Genomic DNA, 14,747 nt, shown 5'->3' with positions numbered 1-14,747 from the left:
CGTGACGGCCTCCGTCCTGCGGATCCTGGCTGAGGATCCGGATCGGGAGTGGACGCGGGTGCAGCTGAAGATGCGGGCCGGTCTGAAGGACGTTTCGCATTCGCTCGGCAGATTGGAGTCGCTGGGCTGGGTGTCGGTCGAGAAACGCCGTGTCCTGTTGCCGGGGTCGGACCGTTCGCTGATCACCAACTTCTACCGGGTGACCGGGGAGGGGGTCGCGGAGGCAAAGGAGAGGACCGGTGACGGCGGGGGCGGTGGGACCGAACCCGGGTGAGGCGGGCATGCCTTGCCGACGGTGAGTGCGGCGGACTCTAGTCGGCCGTTTGATGGATGGTCAACTCAAGATCAGGGAGAGGGACACCGGTGAGTAGGCGCCTTTCGGTGGTGCTGGCGGGTACCACGGCGGCTGTGCTGCGGATCATGGTTGATGAGCCGGACCGGGAGTGGACGGTGGCGGAACTGGGTGTCGACTCGGCCGATGTGCGGCGCCCGCTGGCGCATCTGAGGGCTCTGGGCCTGGTGGCGGTCGATGAGCGGGCCGTGGTGAGCGGGGGCTCTGTTGCGCTGGTTGATCACTACCGGCTGACGGCCGGTGGTCGGCGGGAGGGTCCGAGCTGGCTGCCGCCGGTTGCAACGGTCGTGCGAACGGGCGTACCTGAGCGGGCGGGTAGCCGGTGATGGATGCCGGGGGGCGGGCGCTGCCCGTGGTCAGAGTGGGGGTTCGGATGCGGTCGGTTCTGCGTCACCTGGCCGGTGACCAACACAGCCCGGTGTCGGATGATGATCTGTGCCGGATGGAAGGCGTCACCTCGCGGGTCCTGGTGCGCCTGGAGGCTCGGGGATGGGTCCGCCATAGTCAGCGCATGGTGGGCGGCGGGGGCAGACGGGCGCGGTGGCGGCGCCACTACAAGATCACGACGTGGGGTCTGAACGCCTCGCGGGATCTGGGGTTGATGTGAGCGATTCCGGCGATGTTCACGGGCGCCCGTCGATCGGCGCGGCGCGGGAGTTGGCCGATGCGCAAGGGGCGGTGGTGTTCGCGGACACAAAGGCGGCGCTGATGCTGGCGTTCACGGGTGTGGGCCTGGGGGGTGTGGGGGCGGTGGCGTCCTCGGGTCGGCTCGCGGGGGTGGCGCTGGCCGGTGCGGGGATGGTGGCGCTGCTGCTGGCGGTGGCGGCGGTGCTGCTGCTGTGGGTGGTGCGTCCTCGGCTGCCCCGGGATGCCGGGGGGTGGGTCGGTCTGGCGCGGGGGCTTCCCTATGAGGGGGATGTGGAGGCCGATGCCCGGCGGGTCGCCCGGATCGCCTTGTCCAAGCATGTGCTGAACCGGTGGGCGGTGGATGTGCTGGTCCTGGCGCTGATGGCTGCCGTTGTGACGGCGGTGGTGGTGTATCGGGCCGGTTGAGAGGGAGAGGTGCGCCGGGAGGGTGGCCGTCTGGGGTCGAGGGTGTTCCTCGGTCACGGGATGACGGTGACCCTCCCGGCGGCGTGTGCGGGGTGTGCCTTGGCCCGGCTGATGGCCTGCCGCTCGTGTCCGGGGCCGACGACCCGAACCGGAGTGAGCGCAGCGAATGAGGATCGGAAGCGTTGGCGTCGATCGCCGGTCACCACTTGTCCACATCGGCCGTTCGGCGATCGTGTTCCTGTGCGCGGGTGGGTGCTCGGCGTGGGGGAACCCTGTCGATCGGGTCGGTTCTGCTGCCGGTGTGGGCCTGCCGGTGCCGGTGGGCGGGTCGTCGTTCGAGGGCGTGAAAGGGGCGACCGGTGATTACGGAGTGCAGCCGCCGGCATAATGCAAGGCACCCCGTAGGGGCCGCGTAGCGGTTGTGCCGGACGCGTAACGGCTGGTCCTGCGCCTGCGTTGCCGGTTCGCTGTCCAAGCCCGATGCGTGACGGTTCCGTGTGTGCCGTGGGTGCCGGATTGCGGTCGACGGTTCGTCGGTCCGGGCTTGGGGTCGTTGCGGGGGTCGATGTCGTGAACGTGTGAGGGACGGCTTGGCTGGATCTCGTGTGATGCGGCCGGTGCCTGTTTGGTGGGCGTGTGTTCCGCTCGGCGCCTGGCGGTGCTGAGGGGGCGGGCGCCGGGACCGGCCGTCAGGCCGCACGCCCGGTGTCCCGATCCCCTCGGCGGCGCGGGGCGCCGTGGCGACGCGCAGCGTCGCCCTTGATCCATATAAGGAAAATTCGGCAATTGCTTTGTTGTCGATGTTGTGTCCGCCGGTGTCTGCCGCTGTGGCGAGTGGTCGGGCGGCCTGGTGACGAGCGGGTGGTCTCGTCGAGTCGAAGGGCGTTGCCGGGCCGGAAAATTCGGCAATCGTCGTTGCCGGGGTCGCGGGAGTTGCCGATGCCTGCTTCGTCGAGTCGCTGGGGCTCGTCCGGTGATCCGGGGCGGAACAGTTCGGCAATCGTGGTCGGGTGGTCCTGGTGACGAGCGGGCGGTCTCGTCGAGCTGGGGATCGATGCCGGGTTCCGGCGGCTGGGCGGGGAATTCGGCAACCGCTGCGCGGGCCTGTCCCACACCGATAGACTGAATGATTCCCCTGACTTTCGGTCACACCCGAACCTAAACGTGACGCAGGTCACACTCGCTGTTCGGAACATAAACTACCCGCTGGTAGAGATCATGGTCTGTGACCGCTGTTTCCGATGTGACGTCTGGGATTCCTGGGAGCCGTGTTTCCGGGTTGACCGAAACCCCTGCCTGTGACCTGGGGCGGGAACACGGGGTCGTTGCCGGTCGTTCCCCCGCTTACCTGCCAAACGATCAAAGGGGTGTGAATGGCGCTACAGGGACGTATCCCTGTCGGCTTCGATCAAGTCTTCCCGAACGGTTGTTTCGTGACCGGTGAGGTTACCCCGGTCCTGGATTTCGAGGCGTCCACTCCGGCAAAGCCCGTCCCCTCCCGGGACAAGGAGACCGGGGAACCGGTCTGGTCGGTGCCGGTGCTGGACGCGGACCCTGCCGCAAAGGCGGCGGGCAAGTCGCTGGCGGTGAAGATCTCTTCTCCGGTTCAGCCGGTGGTGCCCGAGATCCCGGCACAGATGGCGGCGCTCGGGCTGCCGTTCACGCCGGTGGTGTTCGAGGGCATGACGGTCACCCCGTATGTGAACGGGCAAGGGCGTCTGGCCTACTCCTTCCGCGCGTCGGGGATGCGCGGTGTTGCGGCGGCGGGGTCCTCGCCTGCGCCGCGCGGCGGTAAGGCCGCAGAGATCTAGCCGGTAGTCGGGGCCGCTGACCTCCTCCCGGGTCGGCGGCCCTTCGGCTGTCGCCGTGCTTCCCCCCCTCGGCTCGTGCGCCGGGGTCGTCCCCCGGAGTCTCATCGGCTCCGGGGTCCTCCGGGAGTCACCCCCTCCCGTTTTCCCAGTCTCCCAGTTGTCCGGCGTCCGTCACCGAGGTGGCGGGCGTGATGTGTCGTGTCGTCTGGTGCAGAAAAGGGGTTCTTCTCATGCTTCGTCAGTTGCCTGGGGCGACTGAAGGTCTGGTGTCCACGCGGCCTGACACGGTGGTGTTCCGGCCGGTGGTGCTGCCGACTCCGGCCGTGGTCACGATCTGGCTGACGGTGTGGCGGGTGCTGCGCGGCCTGGTCCGGCTGCTGGTGCGTCACCCGCTGGCCTGCGGCCTGACCTCCGGGGTCGGGGTGCTGTGGTGGGTGTGCGGCTGGCGGGTCACGCTCGTCATGGTGGCCGTGCTGGGGTGCGGCCTGGGATTCTGGGCGTCCTGGTGGCCGGAAAAGTTCATCGTCGTCGTGGGCTGGCGGCTGCTGGCCTGGTGGCGGTGGATGTGGGTGTATCGGCGCCGCTGGGGCGGGGTCATGGCGATCACCGGTCTGGCGCGGTCGGTGGAAGGGTCGACGTTCGCGCCGGACCTGGTCAAGGTCACCTGCAACGGGTGGGCCGACACGGTGACGGTGCAGATGCTGCGCGGCCAGACCGATCAGGACTGGGCTGACGTGTCCGGCGGTCTGGCGCACGGGTTCGGCGCGTCCTGGTGCAAGGTGACCTCTCCCATGCCGGGGCGGGTGCGCCTGGTGTTCCCGCGTCGTGACCCGCTGGGCAGGCCGCTTGCCGCTCGCCCGATCCCGGACGGGCCGCTGGTGGCGCACGCGGAGATCGGGGTGGGTGAGGACGGCAGGCCGTACCGGCTGAAGCTGCACGGGACGCACGTCCTGATCGCCGGTGCCACGGGTGCCGGTAAGGGCTCGTGGTTGTGGGGGGCGGTGCGGGGGCTGCTCCCTGCCGTGGCGGCGGGGCTGGCCGAGATCTGGGGTTTGGATCCCAAGCGTATGGAGCTGTCCTACGGGCGGGCGCTGTTCTCCCGGTACGCCTCCTCGCCTGAGGACTGCGCCGAGTTGCTGGAGGCTGCGGTGGAGGTGATGCAGGAACGCGCGGACCGGTACGCGGGGGTCCGCCGCAACCATGAAGCCACCACAGCGGACCCGTTCGTCCTGGTGATCGTGGACGAGGTGGCGTTCCTGACGGCCTACCAGCCCGATCGGGGGCTGAAGCAGCGGATCTCGGCGTCGCTGGCCACGCTGACGACACAGGGCCGCGCGGTCGGCGTGTGCGTGCTGGCTGCTCTCCAGGACCCGCGCAAAGAGGTGCTGACGATCCGGAACCTGTTCCCGGACAAGATCGCGCTGCGGCTGGATGAGGCCGAACAGGTGGATCTCGTGCTCGGGGACGGTGCGCGGGATCGGGGGGCGCTGTGCGATCAGATCGCCCGTGATCCGTCCAACCCGAGTGTGGGGGCGGGTATCGGGTTCGTCCGTCTGGAGGCCGACCCGACTCCGGTGAGGGTGCGGGCGGGCTACGTCAGCGATGACGACATCCGTCAGATGGTGCTCGGCTACTCGGCGATGTTCAAGGGGGTCGTGTGATGTATCCGGACGTGAGCGGTTACCTCGACGGGGTGTGCGCGTCCTGCGGTGAGGACGGCGGGATCTTCATCGATGTGCGGGCGGGGGTGGCCGAGTGCCGGGGGTGCGGGCAACGGTCGCTGCTGTGCCCGGGTGAGTACGGGTACGACTACCGGCCTGGTGCGGGGGGATGCCGTTGACGGGCGGTGCCGTGAACGGGATGCCGGTGTCCTCGTCGGCGGTGGGGCCGGTGCGGGCGTCGATGCCGGTGGCGCTGGATGTGGCGGTGGAGGCCGCCAGGGTGAACGGGGTGTGCGTCCGTCCTGTCGAGCTGGAACGGGTGGATGTGCTCGGCGGCCGGACCGAACGGGTGCTGATCCCGTGCGGGGCGACCCTGGCAAGCCGCTGTGAACCGTGTGCCAGGCGGGCGGCGGCGCTGCGGCGGGCTCAGTGCCGGGAAGGCTGGCACCTGGCCGTCGAACCGGTGGCGGGCCGTGAGACGCCCGACGGTGACCAGGTGCACCTTGCCGTCGAACGGGCCGACGCGCAATGCCTGCTTGATGACGCGCGGGAGAACGGCGGCGACACGGCGACCTATGAACAGGTCGTCGAGCTGCTGGACGGCGATCTCAACGCGGCGGGGGTGCGCGGCGTCCTGAAGGTCGATCCGTCGTCTCGGCGGGCCCGGTCGACTCGGCGACGGCAGGACACCCCGGATCTGCCTCGGCGTCGGCTCGAACCGCGCACGGTCGGCCGGACCTATGCCGCGAGAGACGGCAAGGGGTACCGTCCGAGCCTGTTCATCACGTTGACCTGTGACAGCTACGGCAAGGTGCGATCGGACGGTACGCCGGTCGACCCTGCCAGCTACGACTACCGGCGGGCGGCTCGGGATGCGATCCACTTCCCTCGGGTGGTGGACCGGTTCGTGCAGAACCTGCGCCGGGTGGCGGGGTTCGACGTCCAGTACTTCGCCACGGTGGAACCGCAACGGCGGGGTGCTCCGCATCTGCATCTGGCGATGCGCGGCACGATGCCCCGGGCCGACGTGAAGGCAGTGGCGGCGGCGACCTACCACCAGGTGTGGTGGCCGTCGGCCGACGTGGTCCGTTTCGAAGGGGACCGTTCGCCGGTGTGGACCGGTGAGGGCACCGGATACGCCGACCCTGCCACGGGTGCGCTGCTGCCCACCTGGGATGAGGCGTTGGACGCTCTCGGCGACGATCCGGACGCTGAGCCGTTTCACGTGGTCCGGCTCGGGCGGCAGGTCGACGTGAAGGGGGTTCTTGCCGGGTCACCCGATGCCGACCGCTGCCTGCGGTACCTGTCCAAGTACCTCACCAAGTCGATCGGTGACTGCCACGTCCCCGACTCCGATGATCAGCGTCGGCACGTCGAGCGGCTGGCGGACGTGCTGCGGTACGAGCCGTGCTCGCCCGGGTGCTGCAACTGGCTGCGGTACGGGGTGCAGCCCAAGGGCGCCAAACCGGGCATGGTGCCCGGGACCTGCCGGGGTCGGGCGCACAAGCCCGCCCACCTGGGCTATGCGGGTCGGCGGGTGCTGGTGTCGCGCAAGTGGTCGGGCAAGACCCTGGCCGGTCATCGGGCCGACCGTCGCGCCTGGGTGCTCGAACAACTCGGCGTGAACGCCGATGCGGGCGAAGATCCGGGCCGGTACCTGTGGCGGCCGGTCGACCCGGGAAGCCCTCGGGCGTCCCCGCTGGCGTTGCGGCTGCTGCGGGCGATAGCGGATCGGCAACGCTGGCGTGATCGTCTGCGGGCGGCGCTGGCGCGGGCCGACGGTGACCCTCCCGGTGCGGTCGTCACCTCGGCGGCCTGACCGGTGCGGGGCGGTCAAGATGCGCGTGGGCCCGGCGGCCGGTGACGCAGGGTCGCCATTGAAAAGGGCCGCGCGAAGCGCTCCTTTCCTGCTCGCAAGGACCGATGCCGGCACTTTTCCGGCTGGCTCTGACGTGCGTAAACACCATGACGGCGGCGACGAAAGGACGGTGAGGACGGCGGGAACCCCGGTGTGTGCGCCTGCCGCGCTGGCTGCGGTGCGTGACCAGCGTGACCATGTGGTACAGCCGATGTCGGCGGAACAGGGCTGCGGGCAGACCGCTCGTGAACGGCTGACCTCCGAAGACCGTGAATGGATCAAACAGACGGCGGGGCGGCTGGGGCCGCTGGACGGGGAAGACCGCGAGTATCTGGCAATGGTCTTCGCCATACGCCGACGCTGAACAAGCCGGAAAAGCAGATGCCCCGGGGTCGTCCCCCCGGGGCACCTGTCGTTGAACGAATCGGCAGCCTGGCCGATGTCAGGTGATCTCGATCCGTTCCCTGATCGGCAGGCGACTTCCACTTCCCACCCGTCGGACGGTGAGGTTCACCAGGCGCCGGACCACGGCGCGCTGTTCCCCGAAGTCCAGCTCATCCCATGCCGCCTGGACGTCTGGGGCGTTGATGAGCCGGTGAACGGGATGACGGTCGGCGTTGGCCGCGCTGATCTGAGCCTCCAAGACTTGGATCTTGGATCGGCGGCGGGCGGTCATCTCCAGCATCTGAGCTCGGGTGATCAGGTCGTTGTCGCGGTCGGCGGCGATGTCGATCAGCCGTTCCCGGTGTTTGGCCACCTCGGCGTTCAGGGCGGCCACGTCCACCGAGTCGGCGGCCTCCTCGCCGATGATGTCGGCGGGCTTGCTTATCTGGATGCGCTCGATGATCAACGCTTCCACTAAGGCGTCCAGCTCGGCGGCGGGGACGGTGACATGCCCCTTGCCGGGCGCGGAACAGCGGTATGTCTTGCGAACGACGGTCTCCTTCTCGGTGCTACCGGGAACCTTGCGCGTCTGGTGCCACGGCGAAGCTCTCAGCACGCTTCCGCAGTGACACCGGAACGTGCCGCTTCCCAGCAACACCGGTGCGGTTCCCCGGACGTTGGTACGCCGGTCGGGGTCGGTCCACTTGGCCACCAAAGCCCAATAGTCGTCTTCGGCGACGATCGGGTCGCCCGGGAGACGGCCCACCACGTCGTCGGGGGTGTAATACCGGGACTGCGGTAGGTCCTGCACGGGGCGGTGCACGCTCAGACCGGCGTTTCGCGGGCGTAGCAACATCGTGCGTGCGGACTGACCGGTCCACAGCTCGCCATTGGCGTTACGGTGTCCGGCGGCGTTCATGTCCCGGGTGATCTCCCGGACGGCCACACCGGACAACGCCACGGCGTGATAGCGAGCGATCACGTCGGCTTCCGACTTGCGAATGGTCTCGCCGTCCGGCTCGAAACCGTAGGGGCGGCGGCCTCCCTGGAAATGACCCTCCTCGGCGAGTTGGCGTTTCTTGCGCGAGACACGGCGTGCGGTGTCCCGTGACGACTGGTTGGCGACGGCGCACAGAATCCGCGCGGCGGTGATGTCGGAGTCGCTGGCAAGCCGGAGTGATCCGGTTACCGAGTCGACCACGATCCGGGGGCGTGAGGTCTCGATGACGTCGATCAGGTCTTCCAAGTCGCGCGGGTCGCGGACCGTCCGGTCAAGGTGAACGGTGAGAAACCGCCGGAACCGGGGTTCTGTGAGGAGTTTCAAGGCACGGCGGAACTGGGGGCGGACGGTGCGCAGCTGGTGTTCCCCGTTGGGAAGTTCGATCCTGCGGCGTTTGAACGCGCTGGTGTCGTTCTCGACAAGGATCATGCCGATACGGGCTTGAGTGCGGGCGGCGTGGTCGCATAGGTCCTGGACCTGGCGGGCCACTCCGTCAACGTCGCCGTCCTCGGCGTCGGAGATACGGGCGAGCGCCAGGGCGTCACCCGATGCCGGGTCGTCGGTGGTCCAGGTGTCGCCTGCGGGGTTCCACGATCCGGGGATGCCGTCGATGGTCATGGCGGCGCCGGTGAGCATGGCCTGCCGAATCTGCTGGATGCGAGCCGTCTTCTCGTCGGCCTGGTCGGGACTGTGTGCCACGGGATGCTCCGTTTCGGGGGCTGATCTCCTGCGGCTCCAAGCTAGCCAAGAGAAGTGGCACATTCCATAGTTCGTCTCGGTGATGCTCACCCGGTTCTACCTCGACCGCATTCGCCGGCTGAACCCGCGGCTGCACGCCGTCATCTCGACCAACCCCGCTGCGCTGCGGGAAGCGGAACGGAGCGACCGGCGGCGGCGCCAAGGGGCACGCAGCCCGCTGGAAGGTATCCCGGTCCTGCTCAAGGACAACGTCGACACCGCCGGACGGCTCCGCACGACCGCCGGCTCGCTGGCGTTGCTGGACTCCCGCCCGAACCGGGACGCGTTCGTCGTCCGGCGGCTGCGCGAAGCGGGGGCGATCATCCTCGGCAAGGCCAACATGTCGGAGTGGGCCAACTTCCGCTCCAGTCCCTCCTCCAGCGGCTGGAGCGCCGTCGGCGGCCAGGCGAGCAATCCCTACGTCCTGGACCGCAACCCCTGCGGATCCAGCAGCGGCTCGGCGGTCGCCGCCGCGGCCGGCCTGGCCGCCGTCACCATCGGCACCGAGACCGACGGCTCGATCGTCTGCCCGGCGGGGGTGACCGGCACCGTCGGCATCAAGCCCACGGTCGGCCTGGTCAGCCGGACCGGAATCGTCCCGCTCTCCCTGGCCCAGGACACCGCCGGCCCCATCACCAGGAACGTCACCGACGCCGCCGCGGTGCTCTCGGTCATCCAAGGAACCGACCCCAAAGACCCGGCCACCGTCCCCGGTGGCAACCGCGACTACCTCAAGGCCCTGCAGCCGGACGCGCTGACCGGCAAGCGCATCGGCGTCTGGCGGGCGGCCGCAGGGGCCGACCAAGCGGTGCTCGCCACGCTGGACACCACCGTCGCCACGCTCCGGGCGCAGGGCGCGACCGTGGTCGACAATGTCGACCTGACCGGGGTGGACCAGATCGGCGAGGCGGAGTTCCCCGCCCTGCTGACCGAGTTCAAGCACGACATCAACGTCTACCTGGCCCAAACCCCGGGACGGCACCCGAGCAGCCTCGCCGAACTGATCGAGTTCAACAAGCGGCACGCCTCGACCGAGCTCCGCTACTTCGGGCAGGAGCTGTTCGAACAGGCCCAGGCGACCAGCGGTGACCTGAACGACCCCGCGTACCGCGCCCTCAGGGAGAAGGCGACCTCGCTCGCCCGGCAGGCGATCGACTCCGCGATGGCCGCGCACCGGCTCGACGCGGTGCTCGCGCCGACCAACGGCGAAGCGTGGCTGACGAGCCTGACCAAGGGCGACGACTTCTCCGGCTACATCGCCTCCTCCACACCGGCGGCCGTCTCCGGCTACCCCGCGATCACGATCCCCGGTGGATACGCCAAGAACGTCCTGCCGCTCGGCGTCACCTTCTTCGGCGGCCGGTTCTCCGAGCCGACCCTTATCGCCCTGGGCTACGCGTTCGAGCAGGCCGGACAGGTACGCAAACCGCCGACCTACCTGCCGACGCTGCCGTAGCCGACCGAGACACCCGGGCTTGCGGTGCGGATCCGGCTCGGCACGCTCTTCGCCATCGGTACGGGGTTCCCATCCGATGGCGAAGAGCCTCCGATGTGCTCCCCCGCAGCCGTCGGGAACCCGGTCGGGGACGCGTCACCGTGGTCGCGGAAGGGCTGTCCACCCGGAATCCGGCCTCGCGGTCAACCCGGGGCTTGAATGAGGCCGGACTGGTAGGCGAGCGCGACGAGTTGAGAGCGGTCTCGGGCGTGGAGCTTGGCGAGGAGACGGCTGACGTAGGTACGCGCCGTGGCCGAGGTGATGTGGAGTTCCGCGGCGATCTCGTCGTTCGAGAGCCCGCAGCCGATGTGATACAGGACTTCCCGCTCCCGGTCCGTGAGCCGTTTGATCGGTTCCGTGACGGGGGGCCGGATGGCCGAACGCGCCGCGGCGTCCATCACCCGGCGGGTCACCGCAGGGGACAGGAGGGCGTCGCCGGAGGCGACGATGCGCACGGCCCGGCGCAGTTCGTCGGGGTCGGCATCCTTGAGCAGGAAACCGGCGGCGCCCGCCTGGATGGCGGCGAAAACATGTTCGTCCGTATCGAAAGTGGTCAGCATGACGACATGAATGCCGGCCAGCCGCTCGTCGCCCTTGATCCGCCGGGTCGCCTCGATGCCGTCCACGCCCGGCATGCGGATGTCCATCAGGACCACGTCGGGATGCAACTCTTGGCACAGGGCCCACGCGCGTTCCCCGTCGGCCGCCTCACCCACGACGGTGATGTCGGGCGCCCGCTCGACCAGCGCGCGTAATCCGGCACGGACCAGGTGCTGGTCGTCCACGATGGCGACGCGGATCATCGCGCCCCCTCGAACGGCAGCGACGCGCGGACCTCGAAGCCGTCGCCCCCGGCGATGACGGTGAGGGTTCCGCCGATCAGCTCCGCGCGTTCGCGCATCCCGGTCAGCCCGTGCCCGCCGCCGCCCGTACCGCCGTCGCCTCCACGGCCGTCGTCCTTCACGGTGACGTCGACCCGATCGGGCCGATAGCGCACGTGTACGGCCACATGCGTGGCGTTGGCGTGGCGTACGGCGTTGGTGAGCGCCTCCTGCACGATGCGATACGCGGTGACGTCGACCACGGTGGGCGGAGGGGGTCGCTCGCCGTCGACGTGGACGGTGACCGGCAGTCCGCTTTCCGTGGTGACGGCGGCCAGGCGGCCGAGGTGTTCCAGGCTGCCGACCGGGACGCGTGACGCCCCCTCCGCGGGTTGCCGGAGCAGGGTGAGCGTGGCACGGAGCTCTTGGGTGGCTTGCCCACCGGCCGACCGGATTATCGAAAGAGCGGCCTGCGCGGCGTCGACGTCGCGGACCTGAAGTGCCTCGCGGGCCACGTCGGCCTGGATGGAGATGACGGTCGTGGTGTGGGCGAGGACATCGTGGAGATCGCGTGCGAGCTGGAGGCGCTCCTGCGTGATGCGCCTCGCGGCTTCCTGCCGGCTCGCCTCCAGCAGGTCCAGTTCGCGTTGGCGCTGTTGCGCGTTGCGGATCCGGCGGCTGCGCACCCCGTCGCCGAGCGCGACGGCACCCGCCATGACCGCCACCGACCACGACAGTTCGTAGCCGAGGAGATAGGCGAGTTCCTGGCCGTCGCGCAGCCGGAAGAAGGAGGAGGACAGCAGCAGGAAGACGGCCACCCCGCCGGCGAGCATCAGCTTGCCGTGTTCGGCCGCGGAGTACAGTGCGGCGGCGACGGGCACCGCCAGGCCGATCGGCGGATAGTCGGCGATGTAGTAGCCGACCAGACCCACTGCCGTCACGATCAGCGTCAGCGACGGGTGCTGTCTCCGGACGAACATCAGCAGCCCGAGGCCCACCGCGAACATGTAGGCGCCGAGATCCGGTCCACGGCTGCCACCCGTGTTCGCGGTGATCGCGACCGCGACGACCAAGGCGACGACGCCGCCCAGGCAAGCGTCGATCACGACCTGCCGTCTTCTCACGCCCACCTAGGGTAGTCGAGTCCGATACCGGCCCCTTCCGACCATCGGACGACGGACCGTGTCGACATCCGAGGTACTCCTGCACCCGCGATACACCGGAAATCGACGTTCGGGTGTCGACCTCGGGCGGACGACGTGGAGCGGCTGCGTCCGTAGGTTTTCAAGGCATGAGAACACTCGGCGTAGCGGTGCTCGGCCTGTTCCTGGGCCTGATCGCGGGAGCGTTGCTTACCTCGGCCCTGGCCCGCCCCCTGGTCTCCGGGGGAGAGGGTGTCGGCACCGGCCTGGGAATCCTGCTGGGCAGCCTGATGCCCGTGCTGGGAATCGCCGGTGCGGTCGTCGCCGTGGTCGTCGATCGGAAGACGCGGGACAAGTCATGACCGCTGCTCAAGCATCGCGGCCGCCGGGCATGGCCCGCTGGGCGAAGTGGTCGCTGCGCGTGCTCGCGATGGCCGTCACCCTGCTCGCCCTCGTCCAGCCGGTGCTGGCCGGGCTGTTCGTCACCGGGGACGTCGGCATGCTCGACCTGCACGGCATGATCGCCTCGTTCCTCGTGGTGCTCGCCTTCCTGCAGATCATCGCCTCCATTCTGGCGTGGCGGCCGGGGCGAGGTCCCGCATGGCCCGTCTCCGTGAGTATCGGGATCTTCGTGGTGATCGAGCTGCAGGCGGCGCTCGGGTACGCCCGTGCCATCGCCTTGCACATCCCCGTGGGTGTCCTGCTGTTCGGACTGCTGGTGGCCCTCCTCATCGCGGTGTGGTCACCACGCTCGGATCGGCGCCGCTTCACCCGCGGACGGAAGGACGCCCGATGAGCCCGGCCAGGATCTCGCGACGCGGATTCCTCGGCCTGCTCGCCGGCACCGCCGCGGCGGGCCTGACCGGATGCGGAGCCTCGACCACCGAGCGGAGCGGCGCCTTGCTCACCAGCCGGCTCCCCCTCCCCCGGCCGTTCACCGTCCCGCTTCCTGTCCCCGCGATCGCCGAACCCGGCGCCGACGGCACCTATGAGCTGGTGCAACGGCAGGCCAAGCTGGAGATCATCCCGGGCACTCGGACCGAGATATGGGGATACGACGGAACGTTCCCCGGCCCGACCTTCGACGTCCGGCGCGGGAAGCCGATCCGGGTCCGGATCCGCAACACCCTGCCGGTGCCCACGTCCACGCACCTGCACGGCGGGGTGACGCCGGCCGAGTTCGACGGCTACCCCACCCATCTGGTCGTACCCCCTCGACTCACCGGATTCGATCCCGGCCACAGCCCGCACGCGGCGCACGACCAGTCGGTGTGGAAGCTGGCCGCGGAGCGGTTCACGCACGAGTTTCCCCTCGACCAGCAGGCCGCCACGCTGTGGTACCACGACCACCGGATGGACTTCACCGCACCGCAGGTCTACCGCGGTCTCGCCGGCATGTTCATCATCCGGGACGACGCCGAGGACGCGCTGCCGCTGCCCCGCGGCGAGCAGGAGATCCCGCTGCTGATCTGCGACCGTGCGTTCGAGGCGGACGGCTCCCTGCGCTACCCGTCCCTCGACCCGACGCTGCTGAAGCAGCCCGGCGTGAAGGGCGCCCACCACCAAGGCGTCGAAGGCGACGCGATCCTGGTCAACGGGGCACCGTGGCCGGAGAAGGAGGTCGCCGCGATTCGGTACCGGCTCAGGATCCTCAACGCCTGCAACGCCCGCCGTCTCGACCTGCGCTTGGACCCGCCGCCACCCTCTGGTGCGGCGTTCGTCCAGATCGGAAGCGACGTCGGGCTGCTGGGGCGGCCGCAGCGCCTCGACGAGCTGGTGGTGGCGAGCGGTGAACGCGCCGACGTCGTCGTCGACTTCGCGGCGTACCCCGTCGGTACCCGCGTGGTGTTGCGCAACCACCTCGGCACCGGAGCCACCCGCGACGTCATGAGGTTCCACGTCACCCGCCGGGCCAAGGACGACAGCGCGATCCCGGCCAGGCTCGCCGACGTTCCCACGCCGTCACCCGCGCAAGCCGTACGCAGGCGCCGGTTCGACTTCAGGCTGAGCGGTCCGGGCCCGCACGGCAAGAAGTGGATGATCAACGGCCTGCCGTTCGACCCGGCCGGCGCGATCGCCGACCCGGCGCTCGGCACCACCGAGCTGTGGACCCTCACCTCGGATTTCCACCACCCCGTCCACGTCCACCTCGGCCACTTCCAGGTGGTCGGCCGGAACGGCCGCAAACCCCGGCCCTCGGACGGCGGCTGGAAGGACACCGTCGACGTCCGCCCCTACGAAGTGGTTCAGATCCTGGTGCGCTTCACCGGCTACCGCGGCCGATACGTGATGCACTGCCACAACCTCGAACATGAGGACATGGCGATGATGGCCAACATCGACGTCGTCTAGCTCGGGCGGCCTCGGAACGGCTTCAACTTGCGGCCTCCTCGCACAACCCGCCTACGTGAAACACCCTCCGCGTCGGCGGA

At 69.4% G+C, this 14,747-nt stretch carries 16 protein-coding genes; 13 read left to right on the top strand and 3 right to left on the bottom strand.

The genetic code is table 11. From position 1 onward, the window contains the following. Position 1: 1 nt before the first annotated feature. From RUR_RS12225 to RUR_RS12185, 9 genes are all read left to right on the top strand, one after another. On the top strand, positions 2–274 hold the full coding sequence (locus tag RUR_RS12225) for a hypothetical protein (protein WP_283135111.1): 273 nt from the start codon (positions 2–4) through the stop codon (positions 272–274). Positions 275–363: 89 nt separating this feature from the next. Then, positions 364–678: a hypothetical protein gene (locus RUR_RS12220; RefSeq protein WP_283135110.1), complete on the top strand. Its 315-nt coding sequence runs from the start codon at positions 364–366 to the stop codon at positions 676–678. 92 nt (positions 679–770) lie between these two features. Continuing rightward, entirely contained in the window at positions 771–959 is a 189-nt protein-coding gene (locus tag RUR_RS12215; protein WP_283135109.1) for a hypothetical protein, read from the top strand. Beyond that, positions 956–1,405, top strand: coding sequence for a Pycsar system effector family protein (locus RUR_RS12210; RefSeq protein WP_283135108.1), 450 nt, complete (start codon positions 956–958; stop codon positions 1,403–1,405). Before RUR_RS12215 ends, RUR_RS12210 begins: the two co-directional genes overlap by 4 nt. 1,433 nt (positions 1,406–2,838) lie before the next feature. Next, positions 2,839–3,216, top strand: a complete 378-nt coding sequence (locus RUR_RS12205) for a plasmid replication, integration and excision activator (RefSeq protein ID WP_346349035.1) — start codon at positions 2,839–2,841, stop codon at positions 3,214–3,216. A gap of 266 nt (positions 3,217–3,482) precedes the next feature. Then, positions 3,483–4,877 carry an FtsK/SpoIIIE domain-containing protein gene (locus RUR_RS12200; protein WP_283135106.1) on the top strand — a complete coding sequence of 465 codons (1,395 nt, stop codon included), beginning with the start codon at positions 3,483–3,485 and terminating at the stop codon, positions 4,875–4,877. Further along, positions 4,877–5,056, top strand: a complete 180-nt coding sequence (locus tag RUR_RS12195) for a hypothetical protein (RefSeq protein WP_283135105.1) — start codon at positions 4,877–4,879, stop codon at positions 5,054–5,056. The genes RUR_RS12200 and RUR_RS12195 overlap by 1 nt, the downstream gene beginning before the upstream one ends. Continuing rightward, complete coding sequence (locus tag RUR_RS12190; RefSeq protein ID WP_346349034.1) at positions 5,047–6,696, top strand: replication initiator; 1,650 nt, start codon at positions 5,047–5,049, stop codon at positions 6,694–6,696. The genes RUR_RS12195 and RUR_RS12190 overlap by 10 nt, the downstream gene beginning before the upstream one ends. 133 nt (positions 6,697–6,829) lie before the next feature. Further along, positions 6,830–7,099 (top strand): hypothetical protein, encoded by a 270-nt coding sequence (locus RUR_RS12185; RefSeq protein WP_283135104.1) that lies wholly within the window; start codon positions 6,830–6,832, stop codon positions 7,097–7,099. 78 nt (positions 7,100–7,177) lie between these two features. On the opposite strand, the gene RUR_RS12180 is transcribed toward RUR_RS12185, so the two are convergent. Next, a complete protein-coding gene (locus RUR_RS12180) occupies positions 7,178–8,908 on the bottom strand; it encodes a recombinase family protein (RefSeq protein ID WP_283135103.1) in 1,731 nt (576 codons plus the stop codon). Here RUR_RS12180 and RUR_RS12175 point away from each other — a divergent pair. Further along, the gene (locus RUR_RS12175) at positions 8,901–10,313 is read left to right on the top strand and encodes an amidase (RefSeq protein ID WP_283135696.1); all 1,413 of its coding nucleotides are present in this window, start codon (positions 8,901–8,903) and stop codon (positions 10,311–10,313) included. The genes RUR_RS12180 and RUR_RS12175 overlap by 8 nt on opposite strands. A gap of 182 nt (positions 10,314–10,495) precedes the next feature. Here the strand turns inward: RUR_RS12175 and RUR_RS12170 are convergent, their stop codons facing one another. Both RUR_RS12170 and RUR_RS12165 read right to left on the bottom strand, forming a co-directional pair. After that, on the bottom strand, positions 10,496–11,155 hold the full coding sequence (locus RUR_RS12170; protein ID WP_283135102.1) for a response regulator: 660 nt from the start codon (positions 11,153–11,155) through the stop codon (positions 10,496–10,498). Further along, positions 11,152–12,297 carry a sensor histidine kinase gene (locus RUR_RS12165; RefSeq protein ID WP_283135101.1) on the bottom strand — a complete coding sequence of 382 codons (1,146 nt, stop codon included), beginning with the start codon at positions 12,295–12,297 and terminating at the stop codon, positions 11,152–11,154. Before RUR_RS12165 ends, RUR_RS12170 begins: the two co-directional genes overlap by 4 nt. A 167-nt stretch (positions 12,298–12,464) precedes the next feature. Between RUR_RS12165 and RUR_RS12160 the strand changes: the two genes are divergently transcribed. From RUR_RS12160 to RUR_RS12150, 3 genes are read left to right on the top strand one after another with little or no spacing between them, the layout of a single operon-like run. Beyond that, a complete protein-coding gene (locus RUR_RS12160; protein ID WP_283135100.1) occupies positions 12,465–12,677 on the top strand; it encodes a hypothetical protein in 213 nt (70 codons plus the stop codon). Then, positions 12,674–13,111: a hypothetical protein gene (locus RUR_RS12155; RefSeq protein WP_283135099.1), complete on the top strand. Its 438-nt coding sequence runs from the start codon at positions 12,674–12,676 to the stop codon at positions 13,109–13,111. Before RUR_RS12160 ends, RUR_RS12155 begins: the two co-directional genes overlap by 4 nt. Further along, positions 13,108–14,667, top strand: coding sequence for a multicopper oxidase family protein (locus RUR_RS12150; RefSeq protein ID WP_283135098.1), 1,560 nt, complete (start codon positions 13,108–13,110; stop codon positions 14,665–14,667). The genes RUR_RS12155 and RUR_RS12150 overlap by 4 nt, the downstream gene beginning before the upstream one ends. Positions 14,668–14,747 lie beyond the last annotated feature (80 nt).

Source organism: Rhizohabitans arisaemae (genome assembly GCF_025996515.1).
Classification (GTDB): Bacteria; Actinomycetota; Actinomycetes; order Streptosporangiales; family Streptosporangiaceae; genus Rhizohabitans; species Rhizohabitans arisaemae.
This window is presented reverse-complemented; position numbering and strand designations above follow the sequence as displayed.

What these genes read in the sequence shown, in the direction of transcription:
- RUR_RS12195 (WP_283135105.1), top strand. Translation starts at nt 4,877, where the DNA reads ATGTATCCGGACGTGAGCGGTTACCTCGACGGGGTGTGCGCGTCCTGC.
- RUR_RS12190 (WP_346349034.1), top strand. Translation starts at nt 5,047, where the DNA reads ATGCCGTTGACGGGCGGTGCCGTGAACGGGATGCCGGTGTCCTCGTCG.
- RUR_RS12175 (WP_283135696.1), top strand. Translation starts at nt 8,901, where the DNA reads ATGCTCACCCGGTTCTACCTCGACCGCATTCGCCGGCTGAACCCGCGG.
- RUR_RS12170 (WP_283135102.1), bottom strand. Translation starts at nt 11,155, where the DNA reads ATGATCCGCGTCGCCATCGTGGACGACCAGCACCTGGTCCGTGCCGGA.
- RUR_RS12160 (WP_283135100.1), top strand. Translation starts at nt 12,465, where the DNA reads ATGAGAACACTCGGCGTAGCGGTGCTCGGCCTGTTCCTGGGCCTGATC.
- RUR_RS12155 (WP_283135099.1), top strand. Translation starts at nt 12,674, where the DNA reads ATGACCGCTGCTCAAGCATCGCGGCCGCCGGGCATGGCCCGCTGGGCG.
- RUR_RS12150 (WP_283135098.1), top strand. Translation starts at nt 13,108, where the DNA reads ATGAGCCCGGCCAGGATCTCGCGACGCGGATTCCTCGGCCTGCTCGCC.